Source organism: Arthrobacter sp. U41, assembly GCF_007679325.1.
GTDB lineage: Bacteria > Actinomycetota > Actinomycetes > Actinomycetales > Micrococcaceae > Arthrobacter.
In genome coordinates, this window is record NZ_VEGI01000001.1 from 1,827,165 (window position 1) to 1,840,964 (window position 13,800).

The following is a 13,800-nucleotide window of genomic DNA, read 5'->3' on the forward strand; positions in this document are numbered from 1 at the left end:
GCACTCTGAGAACTCGACTCCCTTGCGCCGGTACTAACCGGATCAGGTTCGAGGGTCTGCGGCTGTCCGCACTCTCAGCGCCCACCTGTGGTTCCCCCGGATTCCTCCGGTGAGGCCCGACGGCGGCGCTCCCCTGTCGTATCTAAATGTCGCCCTTATGGGCGTGGCCCAGTTTACACCCGTGGGGACCGTCATCTCCGGGTCCGGTCGTCACAATCCGTCGGTTCCGGCGCCGGTGACCTGGGACGTCCTGCTTGATAGAGTCGGCAACGCAGGGAAAACGCCGGAGGCCGCCGTGTGCCGGCCGCCCGGCGGCGGCCACTAACGGAAGCTGAATGACTTGACCACTTCACCGGTGTCTTCCCCCGACTTCGATCCGGACTCCGCCGAACCGCAGCCGCACGGATCCCTGGCGGCGCTCATCGGCCGCATCCTGGCCGAGATGGACGAACTGCAGTTCCCGTCTTTCAGCAAGGACGATGCCCTGGACCTGGGGCTCCGCCTGGTTGAACTCGGCAGGCAACGCTCCCACCCCATCGCCATCGACATCACCAAGGGTGAACAGGTGCTCTTCCACGCCGCGCTGGAGGGCGCCACCCCGGACAACGAACGCTGGATCAGGGCCAAGCAGCGGACGGCCGTGCGGTACGAGGTCCCGTCCCTGCTGGTGGGGCTCCGGGCCCGGGCCGCCGGGCGGCGGATCGAGGACAACGCCTGGTTCGACGAGACGGAGTTTGCCGCGCACGGCGGCGCCTTCCCCATCTACGTACGCGGAACCGGAATGGTCGCCACCGTCACGGTGTCTGGCCTGCCGCAGAGAGCCGACCACGAACTGGTGGTCGAGGCTCTGACGGACACCCTCGGCCGCACCGCCTCCCTGGCTGGACCGCCGGTCCAGGACCGCTAGGCTAGGGGAAGCCCTGTTTCCGCCCGCAAGGAGTCCGAAGTATGAACCTCTTCATCAAACTGTTCGGCGCCGGCATCAGCCTGCTCGCCGGCTACGTCGGCACCAAGCTCGTTGACACCATCTGGGAGAAGTCCACGGGCAGCAAGCCGCCCAAGGGCGACGACGAGGACGTTCCCACCACGCTGCACTCGGCCCTGACCTTCGCGCTGATCTCGGCGTCCGTCAGCGCCATCATCCAGGTCCTTGCCAACCGCGGCACCCAGCGCGCGATCACGCGTTACGCCAAGTCCCAAGACATCGTTTAAGGCGTCTGGTTTCAAGCGCATCGTTTAGGGCGTCTGGTTTAGGGCACCTCGCCAGCCGCTACCGCCTGCCGGCAGCGGCGTCGCCGTCGTCCTCGGTAAACCCGCTTTTCCCCGCCGCTTGCTGCACCACGGCTTCCAGTTCGTCGGTGCTGAGCAGCTCCGGGTGCAGGTGCTTGGTGCGGTAGCCGGCCCGGCCCACCATGTGCGCCGATACGGGTACTGTCAGCAGCTGGAAGATCCAGGCCACCACCAGCACCGGCCAGACCCACCAGGTGCGCATTTGAAGGCCCAGCGCGAAGAGCAGCAGGAACAGTCCCAGCACCTGCGGTTTGGTGGCGGCGTGCATCCGGGTCATAAGGTCCGGGAAGCGCAGCAGCCCCACCGCCGCGGCGAGGGACATCAGCGCGCCGACCACCATAAAGACCGCCGAGACGGCGTCGATCACGGCATCGCCGGAGAATGTTTCAGGATTCACGGGGCAGCTCCCTTCGGTCGGCCACGAACCGGGCCACCGTCACCGAGCCGACGAATCCGATCAAGGACACCGCCACCAGCAGCATGAGGTTGTTCAGGTGCCGGTTTACGGCCATGTCAATGCACAGCGCCGCCCCCACGATCGCCAGCAGCACGTCCGCGGCGAGCACCCTGTCCAGCAGCGAGGGGCCCCTCGCGATCCGGATGATTGCTCCTCCGGCGGCCAGGGACAGCACCACCGCGGTCACGGTCAGGACAATCTGCATCATGAGCCCAGCTCCTGGTTGAGGGCGGACAGTTCGGCTTTGGTGCCCATGATCCTGATCAACCCGGCCTCAGTGTTGCGGACATCTCTGCGCACCTGCGCGGCGTCCTCGGCGTTGCGGACGTTGATGCCGTGAATGTAGAGCGTGGACGTGGAGCGGTCCACCTCCACCACCAGCGACCCGGGGATCAGCGCGGTCACGTGGCCCGTGGCGGTGACCAGGAGGTCGGAGTGGCTCCGCAGCGGGACGGCGACGACGGCGCTGATCACCTTGGGGCCTTTTGCCACGGCCAGGAACAGGACCTGGAAGCTCGCTGCCACGACTCTGGTCAGGAAGTGCAGGCCGAAGGGAATGGCGCGCAGCACGTTGAAACGCCCGCCGAGTTCCACCGGCGGGAGGTAGAAGAGCCGGGCCACCAGCACGGCGATGAGGGCGCCGAAGAGCAGGTTGCCCGGACTGAAGTTCTGCCACAAGGCGGCCCAGACAATCACAAGCCACACCAGGAGCGGAAGTTCCTGGCGCAGGGATATGCGTCTCCGGCTCATTTGCGCTCCTGCCCGTCGGCCGGCTGATCACCGGCGGGGTCCGGCCCCGGCGTCGGCTGGGAGAGCGCAGGAACCGCCGCGTCCTCGCCGAGGACAGCGTGGATATAGGAGGTGCGGTCCAGCATCACGAGGGCGGACTGGTCCGCCACCCGGAACAGCGGCCCGGCGAAAACCGTCAGCCCGACGCCGAAGATGACCAGGCCCAGGGTGGAACCCACCATGGTCCGCGGAAGGAGGGTCACGTTGGCCTTTCCTGCCCTGTCGCCGGTGGCCGACTCCGCGGGATCGGCCAGCAGCACCGGGTCGGGGTGCTCGGCGTCCTCGGGCTTGCGCCAGAAGGCACGGTTCCAGACCCTTGCGATGGCCAGCAGGGTCAGCAGGCTGGTCAGCACACCGCCGATCACCAGGGCATAGGCCAGCGGTGTGCCCAGCTGGACCCCCGCCTGCAGGAGGCCGAGTTTGCCCAGGAAGCCGGAGAACGGCGGGATCCCGGCCAGGTTCATGGCCGGGACGAAGAACAGCACCGCCAGCACCGGTGACAGCTTGGCAAGACCGGCAACACGGTCCATGGAGGAACTGCCGCCGCGGCGTTCGATCAGGCCCGTCACCAGGAACAGGCTGGTCTGGATGGTGATGTGGTGGGCGACGTAGAAGACCGCGGCGCCCAGCCCGGCCACCGAGGACATCGCCAGGCCGAACACCATATAGCCGATGTGGCTGACCAGGGTGAAAGACAGGAGACGCTTGATGTCGCTCTGGGCCAGGGCACCCAGGATCCCCACCACCATGGTCAGCAGGGCGGCGACCATCAGTGGCGTATTGAAGGTGTCGCCGGGGAAGAGCAGCGTTTCGGTCCGCACCATGGCGTACACGCCCACCTTGGTCAGCAGGCCGGCGAACACGGCCGTCACCGGGGCCGGCGCCGTCGGGTAGGAGTCCGGCAGCCAGAAGGACAGCGGGAACACGGCAGCCTTGATCCCGAAGGCCACGAGCAGCATGACGTGCAGCAGGTTCCGCGTGCCCGGATCCAGCTCGGCGAGCTTGAGGGCGAGGTCGGCCATGTTGATGGTTCCGGTGGCCCCGTAGACCATGGCGATCGCAATCAGGAAGAGCACGGAAGACACCACCGAGACCACCACGTAGGTCACTCCGGCCCGGATCCGCGGACCCGTCCCGCCGAGTGTCATCAGCACGTAGCTCGCCGTCAGGAGGATTTCGAAGCCCACATAGAGGTTGAACAGGTCCCCGGAGAGGAAGGCGTTGGACACGCCCGCCACCAGGATCAGGTAGGTGGGGTGGAAGATCGAGACCGGCGCGTCCCGGTCGCCGTCGGCCATGCCCTGCCCGGTGGCGTAGACCAGCACGGCGAGGCTCACGGAGGAGGACACCACCAGCATCAGGGAGGAGAACTGATCCACCACCATAACGATGCCCCAGGGCGGGAGCCAGCCGCCGATGTTGACCGCGGACGTGCCGCCGTCCCAGACGGAGGCCAGCAGCCAGCACTCGAGCAGCAGGGTTAAGGACAGGACCACGATGCTCACGGTCCGCTGCGCCTTCGAGTGCCGGATCAGCAGGAAGGTCAGGGCGGCGCCGAGGATGGGAAGGAGGACGGCGAGCGGGGCGAAACTGGCAATGTTCATTGTCCGCCTCCTTCCTTGTTGGGTGGTGTGATGTTGAGGGAGCCGGGTTGTTCCTCCGAGGCGGCTACCTCGGCGTCCAGCTTGCGGTCGGCCACCTTGACCGTGGCGTCGGCGCCGTCGGGGGTATCAGAAACGGACTGGCCGTCCGAGCCGAGCATCGTCAACGGGAATTCGGACGTTTCGACCGGGATCACGGAGTCGTCCTCGACGTCGAAGCTGGGGGTCTTGGCGACGCGCCGGTCCTCGGCGTCATCCTGGATCTCATCCTCGCGGGCCAGCACCCAGGTGCGGTAGATGATGCCGAGCATAAACGCCGTGACGGCGAAGGAGATCACAATCGAGGTGAGGATCAGGGCCTGCGGCAGCGGATCGTTGTAGTCGCCGGGAGCGGTGTCCTTGCTGAACAGCGGCGCCAGGCCCGCGTAGCCGCCCGTGGTGAGGATCAGCAGGTTGGTGGCGTTCGTCAGCATCATCAGGCCCAGCAGGACCCGGGTGAGGCTGCGTTCCAGGATGAGGTAGATGCCGCAGGCATACAGAGCCCCCATGACCGTCAGCAGGGTCAGGTTGACGCTCATGCTTTCCCCTTGGCTGTGGTTTCGGCCGGGATTGCGCCGGGCTCCTGGTTGTCGGACGGCTCTTCTGGATGTTCCTCGAAGTGCTCCTCGAAGTGCTCATCGATCTCGGCGCCCAGGCTGCGCAGCACATCCAGCGCCAGGCCCACGACGACGATGTACACGCCGATGTCGAAGATGGTGGAGGTGACGAATTTGATGTCGCCAAAGACCGGCAGCCAGAACTCAAGGATGGCGGTCTGGAACACCTGGCCGCCCAGCAGAAGCGGCACGACGCCGGAGGCCGCCGCGGTGGCGAGGCCAATGCCCAGCAGGGCGCCGGCACTGACCGGGGTGGCTTCGCGCAGCTCGAACCGGCCGCCGGCCAGGTAGCGGATGGTGAGGGCCAGCCCGGCGGTGAGACCGCCGGCAAAGCCGCCGCCGGGGAGATTGTGGCCCGCCAGCAGGAGGTAGATCGAGAAGACGATCAGCGAGTGGAAGATCAACCGGGTGACAACCTCGAAGATGATCGAGCGGCGTTCCGGCGCCAGGGTCCGCCCCGCCACGAGCCACGCATCGCGGCTGGAGGCGGCAAACCGGCGGCTCATGGCCAGCGCGGCGTCGTCGCGGGTGCTGCCGCGGCCGGTGCCGCGGGGCTTCCGGCGCCCGACAGTGCCCTCGGCGACGCTCGCCGACGCCGGGCTGCGGTCGCCCCGGCCCCGGACGAAGATGAGGCTGGCCACGCCGGTAGCTGCCAGGGCCAGCACGGCGATCTCGCCGAAGGTGTCCCAGGCCCGGATGTCCACGAGTGTTACGTTGACGATGTTCAGTCCGCCGCCGCCCTCGTAGGCCAGCTGCGGGAATTCGAGCGAGACGGGCGCGGCCACGCGGGCGCCCAAGGCGTAGATGGCGGCGAAGACCATCGTGATGCCGAAGGCCGCCCCGATGATGACGCGGACCACCCGGTATCTTCCGCCCGTGCGGTCCCGCAGCTCCGCGGGGAGGCTGCGCATGGCCAGGACGAACGCCACCAGAATGATGGTTTCCACCAGCATCTGGGTCAGCGCTAGGTCCGGGGCGCCCTGCAGCGCGAACATCAAGGCGATTCCGTAGCCGGTCACGGACACCATGAGGACTGCCAGGAAGCGCTTGTTGGCCCGCACCGCGGCAAGTGCGCCGATCACGATGCCGGCGCCCACCACAATCTGCAGCGGGGAGTTGGGGTCAATGAAGTAGAGGTCTGCGGGCAGCGGTTTGTTGGCCAGCAGCAGGGCCGTGAGCGGCAGTGCGAACGCCACGGACAGGATCACGGACAGGTAGAAGTACAGCGAACCGCGCTGGGTCCGTCCGGTGATCCAGACTGCTATGTCGTCGAGGGCGCCGATGGTCAGCTGGTAGGTGCGGTCGCCGTCGATCCACCCCGGCACCAGGCCCTGCAGCCGTGCGACGGCGTCACGGCCGTAGAACATGACCAGGCCGAGCGCGAAGGTGATGGCGGTCAGCCCCAGGGCGGGGGTCACGCCGTGCCACAGCGCCAAGTGTCCGGCGGCAGCGGCCGGGTCCTCGCCCGCAGGTACGAACAGTGCCGCGTACGGCTGGATCCAGCCGTCCACCGGCACCGGCCACAGGCCGTAGGCGATGGTCAGCAGGCTCAGGATGGCGGGGGCCGCCAGGAAAGCCGGTTTGATCGGTTTGAACGGGGTGGGATCCACGCCGGGCTTGACCGCGAAGGCGCCCCACATGAACCGTGCACTGTAGGCGAAGGTCAAGATCGACCCCAGGACCACACCGATCAGGATGACCGGCCCCCACAAGCCGGCTGCGGGCTCCGAGGCGTAATGGACAAAAGCTTCGAAGACCGATTCCTTCGCGACGAAGCCGGCCAGCGGCGGGATGCCGGCCATCGAGGCGGCGCCGATTGCGGCCACGATCGCGAGGGCGCGTGAGGACCTGAAGACGCCGGAGAGCTTGCGGATGTCGCGGGTTCCGGCTTGGTGGTCAATGATGCCCACCACCAGGAAGAGAGTGGCCTTGAAGAGCCCGTGCGCCAGGAGCAGGGCGAGGCCGGCGAGGGCGGCGTCGGGTTCGCCAAGGCCCACCACCATGGTCAGGAAGCCCAACTGGCTGACCGTCCCATACGCCAGGATGAGCTTGATATCCGTCTGCCGCAGCGCCCGGTAGCCGCCCACCAGCATGGTGGCCAGGCCCAGGCCGAGCACCACCGGCAGCCAGTACGGGGTTTCCGCGAATCCGGGGGCCAGCCGCGCCACCAGGTAAATACCGGCCTTCACCATGGCCGCGGCGTGCAGGTAGGCGCTCACCGGGGTGGGGGCGGCCATGGCGCCGGGCAGCCAGAAGTGGAAGGGGACCAGCGCCGATTTGGTGATGGCACCCACCAGGATGAGAACGACGGCGGCGGCCACGGCACCGGCGGCGGGCCCGGAAATGAGGGCGGGCGCCTGTTCGAGGATGGCGGAAAGCCGGTAGGTGCCGGCGTTGAAGCCCAGAACGATCAGGCCGACCAGCATGGTCAGTCCGCCGGCAGTGGTCACGATCAGGGCCTGCAGCGCGGAGCGACGTGCTGAGAGCCTGGTCCGGGCGTAGCCGATCAGCAGGTAGGACAGGACCGTGGTCAGTTCCCAGAAAATGAACATCAGGAGCAGGTCATCGGCCGTCACCAGGCCGAACATGGCGCCCGCGAAGGCCAGCAGCTGGGCGCCAAATCCGCCGAGGTAGTCGTCCTTGTCCTTGAAGTACCGGGCGCAGTAGACCAGCACCAGCGCGCCCACGCCGAGGACCAGCAAGGACATGACCCAGGCCAGGGCGTCCATCCGGAAGGCGAACTCAATCTTCAGCTCGGGGATCCACGGCAGGACCTCGGACACGCCGGGTGCAGCGCCGCCGGCCTGTGGTGCTTCGGAATAGACCGCGCCGTGCTGGAGGATCAGCCAGACGAACGAGGCGGTGGGCACCGCCGCGAGGGCGTAAAACGAATTCCGGCCGAATTTCCGGAAGAGAAACGGGGCCACAGCAGCCACCGCAAAGTGCACGGCAAGAACTGTGATCACTGGTATCTCCGCAACGTCAGGAATTCGATTGTCAAAAAGTTGGAGCAGGCGGGGCATTCGTTAGGTTCAGTCCGGACAGTTTACCAAGCGTGGACAAATTCTTTTCTCACGGTTTCGTGTGGCACGGTGCGCCGGGCCGTGCACCCGCTGCGGATAATATTCCTGCTATGAACTCAGCCGCTGCCCCCGAGGCCACGCATCCCGCCTCGGATCTGGAATCCGGGAGCCAGGTCACCAACAAGGGCCGCATCCTCGCCTGGGCGGCCTGGGACTGGGGATCGGCGGCCTTCAACGCGGTCATGACCACCTTCGTCTTCACCGTGTACCTGACTTCCAATGCCTTCGGCGGCGAGGACCAGGCGTCCGCCGTGCTGGGCGGCGCCCTCGCCATCGCGGGAGCCGCCATCGCCCTGTTGGCGCCCGTCACCGGGCAGCGTTCCGATACGGGCGGGCACCGGAAGCTGTGGCTGGGAGTCAACACCGCAGTGGTGGCGCTCCTGACCGCGCTGTGCTTCTTTGTGTTCCCCCGGCCGGAATTCCTGCTGCTCGGGGTCACCCTGATTGCCCTGGCGAATGTGTTCTTCGAGTTTGCCGGCGTGAACTACAACGCCATGCTCACCCAGATCTCCACCCCGCGGAACATCGGCAAAGTCAGCGGCTTCGGGTGGGGCATGGGATACCTCGGCGGGATCGTGGCGCTGCTGGCCGTGCTCCAGCTCTTTGTCCAGCCAACCTTCGAGTGGTTCGGCGCTTCAACGGCGGACAGCCTGAACATCCGCCTGGTGGCGGTGTTCTCGGCCCTGTGGTTCTTCATTTTCGCGCTGCCCGTCCTGTTCGCCGTCCCGGAGCTGCCTAGGTCCAAGCAGGGCGCCGGCCTGGGGTTCCTGGCGTCCTACGGCCTGCTGGTGCGGCGGATCAAGGCGATCTACCGAACCAGCCCGCACACCATCTACTTCCTGCTCGCCAGCGCCGTGTTCCGCGACGGGCTGGCCGCAGTGTTCACCTTCGGCGGCATCATCGCGGCGGGCACGTTCGGCTTTGAACTCAAGGACGTCATCTTCTTCGCGATCTTCGGGAACGTCGTTGCCGCGGTGGGCGCCGTCATAGGCGGTTTCCTCGACGACCGGATCGGACCCAAGGCGGTGATCACCGGCTCGCTGATCGGCCTGCTGGTCTCCGGCACCGCGATCCTGGTCCTCGGCAACGACAACCATTCCTTCCTGGGCATGGAGTGGTCCGGCGCCACCACCTTCTGGATCTTCGGTTTGTTCCTGTGCCTCTTCGTGGGGCCCGCGCAGTCCTCCTCCCGGGCTTACCTGGCCCGGCTTGCGCCGGCGGGCGAATCCGGCGAGCTGTTTGGTCTGTACGCCACCACCGGCCGGGCCGTCAGCTTCCTCGCCCCGGCTCTCTTTACGCTGTGCATCGCCATTGCCGCCCCGCTGGTGGAGCCCGGCGAGGCGCAGCGCTGGGGCATCCTCGGCATTATGGCGGTACTGCTGGCCGGCCTGCTGCTGCTCCTCCCGGTGAAGGCTCCGGACAAGACGGAAATCGCGGTCGTCCCCGCGGTCTGACGCCGCCCGAAAAGCCGCGGGGCGCACTAGGCTGGAGGAATGAACGTGGATGAAACTGACCTCCCGGGACTGGGCCGGCGCAAGGACTTCATGACCGCCTCCGGGCGGCGGATCGGCGTCGTGGAATACCGCGAAGGCCAGACCGAACTGATCGTCTCCGCCTGGGATGATCCGGACACCTGCCAGGCGTCCATCCCGCTGACTGCGGATGAGGCCGCGGCGCTGGGAAACCTGCTGGGCGGGCAGCGGCTGGCCATGCAGCTCTCCGAAGCCCACCGCGAGGTTCCGGGGATCGTCACCCGGCAGTTCTCCATCGCCGCCGGTTCGCCGTTCCACAACCAGCCGATGGGCAAGGCCGCCATCCGGACCCGGAGTGGCGCCTCGATCGTCGCCATCATGCGTGAGGGCGAGGTGCTCCCCTCCCCGGGGCCCGACGTCGTCCTGCACCCGGGCGATCTCCTCGTTGCGGTAGGAACGCAAGAAGGACTCGACACGGCGGCCGGCATTCTGCGCAACGGCTGACGGCATGGACCCGATCGCACTGACCCTAATTGAACTCGGGGCCGTCGTCTTTTGCCTCGGCATGCTGGCGAGGCTGGCCGGGCGGATCGGCATGTCCCCCATCCCGCTGTACCTCCTCGGCGGCCTGTTCTTCGGAGCCGGCGGTGTTATCAAGCTCGAAGGTATGCACGAGTTTGCACATCTCTCCAGTGAGATCGGCGTCATCCTCCTCCTTCTTATGCTCGGATTGGAATATACGGCCGCCGAGCTGGTCACGGGGCTCCGCCGCTCATGGCAGGCGGGTGTTCTGGACCTCGTCCTAAACTTCCTGCCAGGGGCCATCCTGGCGGTCCTGCTGGGTTGGGGAGTGGTGGGGGCCATGGTGATGGGCGGTGTTACCTATATTTCGTCGTCGGGCATCGCGGCGAAGGTGATCACGGACCTGGGCCGGATCGGCAACCGCGAGACACCGGTGGTGCTCTCGATCCTCGTGTTCGAGGACCTGGCCATGGCCATCTACCTGCCGGTCCTGACGGCCACCCTGGCCGGGGTCAGCTTCGCCGTGGGGCTGCAGACCGTAGGGATCTCACTGGCCGTCGTCACGGTGGTCCTGCTGGTGGCGCTGCGGCACGGGCACCACGTGTCCAAGGCCGTGCACAGCGAGAACTCAGAGGTGTTCCTCCTGAACCTGCTGGGGGCCGCGCTGCTGGTGGCCGGCCTGGCCGCGGCCATGCAGGTCTCCGCGGCGGTGGGCGCTTTTATGCTGGGAATCGCCATTTCGGGGGCCACGGCGCATAACGCCACGCGGATCTTGGAGCCGTTGCGGGATCTCTTCGCGGCCATCTTCTTTGTGGTCTTCGGCCTCAATACGGACCCCTCCACCATCCCGCCCGTGCTCGGCTGGGCCCTTCTGCTGGCCATCGCCACGGCGGCCACCAAGATGCTCACCGGAATCTGGGCGGCTAAGCGTGCCGGGATCGGCGTGCCGGGCCGCTTCCGCGCAGGCGCCGCGCTGATCGCCCGCGGGGAGTTCTCGATCGTCATTGCCGGCCTCGCCGTCGCCTCCGGCGTGGTGCCCGCGGACCTCGCGGCCATGGCGACCGCCTACGTGCTGATTATGGCCGTGACCGGCCCGCTCGCCGCCAGGTACGTGGAGCCGATTGTGGCGATGCTGCGCCGCCCGGCGAAGCCGCCGGCGGTGCGGACTGCGGACGGGATCTAAACCGAAGGCACGGCAGTAACGGCGCCCGCGGAGTCAGGCCGCGAGGGGCGCGCAGGGCGCGTGGGTCAGATGTCCGTGCGGTGGAAGTTCAGGTGGCTGCGGCTCGCCGTCGGTCCGCGCTGGCCCTGGTAACGGTTGCCGTATTCGCCGGAGCCGTAGGGGTGTTCGGCGGCCGAGGTCAGCCGGAAGAAGCACAGCTGGCCGATCTTCATGCCCGGCCACAGCTTGATCGGGAGGGTGGCCATGTTGGACAGCTCCAGGGTGACATGGCCGGAAAAGCCCGGATCGATGAAACCCGCGGTGGAGTGCGTGAGCAGGCCCAGCCGGCCCAGCGAGGACTTGCCCTCGAGCCGGGCAGCGATGTCGTCCGGGAGCGTCACGGTCTCGTAGGTGGAGCCCAGCACGAATTCCCCGGGGTGGAGGATAAAGGGTTCGCCTGTCTCGACTTCCACCAGCCGCGTCAACTCGGGCTGGTCCTCGGCCGGGTCGATGTGGGCGTACTTGTGGTTATCGAACAGACGGAAGAACTTGTCGATCCGGACGTCCACCGACGATGGCTGAACCATGGCGGGGTCGAACGGCTCCAGAACGATCCGTTGGGAGTCAATTTCGGCACGAATGTCGCGGTCGGAGATCAGCACAGTCTCAAATTACCGTACTCGCCGGGAGGAGATGTGCGCGGCCCCAGTGTTACAGCGCTGCTGTTACAGCCCTGCCTGTTCTTCCAGCACCGACTTGAGCTGTTCCAGCTGGCAGACTTCAGCTTTCATCCGCCGGCGGAAGGCGGACTTCAGCCGCGCCAGGATCCCCCGCGGCTCGCATTCCAGGGCGAAACGGACGCGGGTGCTGCCGCCTTCGGTGCTCAGGTAGTAGCCGCCGTGCGTGCGCTCCGGCCCGGCCAGTGCCCGGTACTGGATTTCGGCCCCCGGCCGCGCCTCGGTGATCTCGAAATCGCCGCAGACGGCCCGCCCGCCGGTGCCCGCGATGGTCTGCCGGTAAACGGCGCCCTTGGTCCCGGCAGCGCCGGCCTCCAGTTCAATGCTGCGGACATCGGCACGCCAGCTGGGCAGGTTGCGGGCGTCGAGCAGGAAGTCATACACGCTCATGGCATCCCGTTGGATGACGACGTCGTACTCTGCAATTGCCACGAAAATCCTTGTTCGGCGGACAGCTGATGGGCGTAGCCCGCTTCCCCTGAACTGCAGCTAACCTCTTCAGGATAGACAGCAAGGCCCGTCCCGCGCGGCTGCGGGACGGGCCTTTATCGAAGAGTTATGGGCTTCCGGACTGTGCACCGACCGTGTAGTGTTCCGCGGCTCCTTTGCAGGGCCGGCTGCGGCGGCTACTTGTCGGTGATTTTCGGCACCGAGAACACCACAATGGCGCCCACCACCGCGAACGCCGCGAACATGTAGAAGTTCAGCTGCCAGCCGAAGGCCATGCCGGCGATCAGCCCGCCGATCAGCGGTCCGCAGATGGCGCCGATGCGCCCGATGCCCAGGGACCAGCTCAGGGCCGTGGCACTCAGGGACTGCGGGTAGTGGGTGGCGCAGTAGCCGCCCACCAGAATCTGGGTTCCCACGGAGCCGAGGCCGGCGAAGGCGACGATCACCAGCAGCATCGCCAGCGGGAGCTGGAGGCTGAGCATGAGGATGGCTACGAAGGCCAGGAGGAAGGACGCCGTCACCACCTTGCGGATCCCGATCTTGTCCGCCAGCACCGAGGCGCTGATGGAACCGACGATCGCACCCGCGTTGAGGACCAGCAGGAACGTCAGGGCATCCCCGAGCTGGAAGCCGGCCTGGCGCATGATCTGCGGGAGCCAGGTGTTCAACCCGTAGACCAGCAGCAGCCCGCAGAAGTTTGCGAGTGCGAACAGGATCGTGGAGCGGACCCACTTGCGGGTGAACAGGGTCTTCATGGCTGATTTGGGCGCCTCGGCGCCGGTCTTGACGTCCTCGGCGGTGACGATGTCCGAGTAGACCAGGCCGTAGCGGTCCGCGGTGGCTTTGGCTTCGTCGATGCGCTGCTTGCGGGCCAGGTAGGCCACCGATTCGGGGAGGAGCTTCCAGGCGATGGGGAGCAGGGTGACCAGCGGCAGGGCGCCGATCGCATACATCCAGCGGAAGTCGATGTGCTGCAGGAGGTTGATGGCGAGCAGCGACGCGCCGACGCCGCCCACCGAGTAGCCGCTGAACATCACGGCGTTGGCGATCTGGCGGCGCTCCTTGCGGGCGTATTCGACCGTCAGCGCGATGCAGGTCGGCACAATGCCGCCCAGGCCCAGCCCGGTCAGGAACCGCAGGAAGCCGAAGACCTCGGCGGACGGCGCGAAGGCCGTCAGCAGCATGCACGTGGAGAACCACGCGATGCAGGCAAGCATGATGCGGCGGCGGCCCAGTTTGTCGGTCAGGATGCCGACGGAGAGCGTGCCGACCAGCATCCCGACCAGGGCGAGGCTGCCGATCAGGCCGGCCTGCCCGGGGGTGACGCCCCATTCCTCGAACTTCAGGATCGTGGGAACGGTGGAACCGTAGACCACCAGGTCATAGCCATCAAAAACTATGGCCACGAAGCATAGGACGAGGACCGCATGGCCCTTCCAGCGAGGTGTGGCCTCGTTGTGCAACTCAGTCGACATTGACTGCGTCATGGATGTACCTCTCGTTGAGATGTCATGGGATTGTGTGGTAGCTCACATGCTGTGCCCACTGTGTCACGCTTCCGTTCCGACAGTAAACAAATCA

The 13,800-nt window shown here is 66.8% G+C and carries 14 protein-coding genes and 1 riboswitch; of the genes, 5 read left to right on the forward strand and 9 right to left on the reverse strand.

Annotated elements, in window-relative coordinates:
• Window position 1: 1 nt before the first annotated feature.
• Window positions 2-145, reverse strand: a riboswitch (TPP riboswitch).
• Window positions 146-340: 195 nt separating this feature from the next.
• Complete coding sequence (locus FS787_RS08535) at window positions 341-907, forward strand: heme-degrading domain-containing protein (RefSeq protein WP_144671731.1); 567 nt, start codon at window positions 341-343, stop codon at window positions 905-907.
• 41 nt (window positions 908-948) lie between these two features.
• A complete protein-coding gene (locus FS787_RS08540; RefSeq protein ID WP_144671732.1) occupies window positions 949-1,212 on the forward strand; it encodes a DUF4235 domain-containing protein in 264 nt (87 codons plus the stop codon).
• A 58-nt stretch (window positions 1,213-1,270) separates the two neighbouring features.
• On the opposite strand, the gene mnhG is transcribed toward FS787_RS08540, so the two are convergent.
• From mnhG to FS787_RS08570, 6 genes are read right to left on the reverse strand one after another with little or no spacing between them, the layout of a single operon-like run.
• Complete coding sequence (gene mnhG / locus FS787_RS08545; protein ID WP_144671733.1) at window positions 1,271-1,687, reverse strand: monovalent cation/H(+) antiporter subunit G; 417 nt, start codon at window positions 1,685-1,687, stop codon at window positions 1,271-1,273.
• On the reverse strand, window positions 1,677-1,955 hold the full coding sequence (locus FS787_RS08550) for a monovalent cation/H+ antiporter complex subunit F (protein WP_144671734.1): 279 nt from the start codon (window positions 1,953-1,955) through the stop codon (window positions 1,677-1,679). The genes mnhG and FS787_RS08550 overlap by 11 nt, the downstream gene beginning before the upstream one ends.
• A complete protein-coding gene (locus tag FS787_RS08555) occupies window positions 1,952-2,497 on the reverse strand; it encodes a Na+/H+ antiporter subunit E (RefSeq protein WP_144671735.1) in 546 nt (181 codons plus the stop codon). Before FS787_RS08555 ends, FS787_RS08550 begins: the two co-directional genes overlap by 4 nt.
• A complete protein-coding gene (locus tag FS787_RS08560; protein ID WP_144671736.1) occupies window positions 2,494-4,140 on the reverse strand; it encodes a Na+/H+ antiporter subunit D in 1,647 nt (548 codons plus the stop codon). Before FS787_RS08560 ends, FS787_RS08555 begins: the two co-directional genes overlap by 4 nt.
• Entirely contained in the window at window positions 4,137-4,715 is a 579-nt protein-coding gene (locus FS787_RS08565) for a Na(+)/H(+) antiporter subunit C (protein WP_144671737.1), read from the reverse strand. The genes FS787_RS08560 and FS787_RS08565 overlap by 4 nt, the downstream gene beginning before the upstream one ends.
• Entirely contained in the window at window positions 4,712-7,759 is a 3,048-nt protein-coding gene (locus tag FS787_RS08570; protein WP_144671738.1) for a Na+/H+ antiporter subunit A, read from the reverse strand. The genes FS787_RS08565 and FS787_RS08570 overlap by 4 nt, the downstream gene beginning before the upstream one ends.
• Before the next feature lie 167 nt (window positions 7,760-7,926).
• Here FS787_RS08570 and FS787_RS08575 point away from each other — a divergent pair, with 167 nt between their 5' ends.
• The 3 genes from FS787_RS08575 to FS787_RS08585 are packed head-to-tail and all read left to right on the forward strand — an operon-like array spanning window position 7,927 to window position 11,053.
• Window positions 7,927-9,330 carry an MFS transporter gene (locus FS787_RS08575; RefSeq protein WP_144671739.1) on the forward strand — a complete coding sequence of 468 codons (1,404 nt, stop codon included), beginning with the start codon at window positions 7,927-7,929 and terminating at the stop codon, window positions 9,328-9,330.
• A gap of 39 nt (window positions 9,331-9,369) precedes the next feature.
• The gene (locus FS787_RS08580) at window positions 9,370-9,852 is read left to right on the forward strand and encodes a cation:proton antiporter regulatory subunit (protein ID WP_144671740.1); all 483 of its coding nucleotides are present in this window, start codon (window positions 9,370-9,372) and stop codon (window positions 9,850-9,852) included.
• Between the two features lie 4 nt (window positions 9,853-9,856).
• Window positions 9,857-11,053 (forward strand): cation:proton antiporter, encoded by a 1,197-nt coding sequence (locus FS787_RS08585; RefSeq protein ID WP_144671741.1) that lies wholly within the window; start codon window positions 9,857-9,859, stop codon window positions 11,051-11,053.
• A gap of 65 nt (window positions 11,054-11,118) precedes the next feature.
• Here the strand turns inward: FS787_RS08585 and dcd are convergent, their stop codons facing one another.
• The 3 genes from dcd to FS787_RS08600 all read right to left on the reverse strand — a co-directional run bounded on the left by dcd (window position 11,119) and on the right by FS787_RS08600 (window position 13,706).
• Entirely contained in the window at window positions 11,119-11,694 is a 576-nt protein-coding gene (gene dcd, locus FS787_RS08590) for a dCTP deaminase (protein ID WP_066436588.1), read from the reverse strand.
• Window positions 11,695-11,757: 63 nt separating this feature from the next.
• Window positions 11,758-12,201: an SRPBCC family protein gene (locus FS787_RS08595; RefSeq protein ID WP_144671742.1), complete on the reverse strand. Its 444-nt coding sequence runs from the start codon at window positions 12,199-12,201 to the stop codon at window positions 11,758-11,760.
• 194 nt (window positions 12,202-12,395) lie between these two features.
• Window positions 12,396-13,706: an aromatic acid/H+ symport family MFS transporter gene (locus tag FS787_RS08600; protein ID WP_222124048.1), complete on the reverse strand. Its 1,311-nt coding sequence runs from the start codon at window positions 13,704-13,706 to the stop codon at window positions 12,396-12,398.
• Between the last annotated feature and the right edge of the window lie 94 nt (window positions 13,707-13,800).

What these genes read in the sequence shown, in the direction of transcription:
- FS787_RS08540 (WP_144671732.1), top strand. Translation starts at nt 949, where the DNA reads ATGAACCTCTTCATCAAACTGTTCGGCGCCGGCATCAGCCTGCTCGCC.
- FS787_RS08575 (WP_144671739.1), top strand. Translation starts at nt 7,927, where the DNA reads ATGAACTCAGCCGCTGCCCCCGAGGCCACGCATCCCGCCTCGGATCTG.
- FS787_RS08600 (WP_222124048.1), bottom strand. Translation starts at nt 13,706, where the DNA reads ATGACGCAGTCAATGTCGACTGAGTTGCACAACGAGGCCACACCTCGC.
- FS787_RS08585 (WP_144671741.1), top strand. Translation starts at nt 9,857, where the DNA reads ATGGACCCGATCGCACTGACCCTAATTGAACTCGGGGCCGTCGTCTTT.
- FS787_RS08555 (WP_144671735.1), bottom strand. Translation starts at nt 2,497, where the DNA reads ATGAGCCGGAGACGCATATCCCTGCGCCAGGAACTTCCGCTCCTGGTG.
- FS787_RS08550 (WP_144671734.1), bottom strand. Translation starts at nt 1,955, where the DNA reads ATGATGCAGATTGTCCTGACCGTGACCGCGGTGGTGCTGTCCCTGGCC.
- FS787_RS08565 (WP_144671737.1), bottom strand. Translation starts at nt 4,715, where the DNA reads ATGAGCGTCAACCTGACCCTGCTGACGGTCATGGGGGCTCTGTATGCC.
- FS787_RS08580 (WP_144671740.1), top strand. Translation starts at nt 9,370, where the DNA reads ATGAACGTGGATGAAACTGACCTCCCGGGACTGGGCCGGCGCAAGGAC.
- FS787_RS08560 (WP_144671736.1), bottom strand. Translation starts at nt 4,140, where the DNA reads ATGAACATTGCCAGTTTCGCCCCGCTCGCCGTCCTCCTTCCCATCCTC.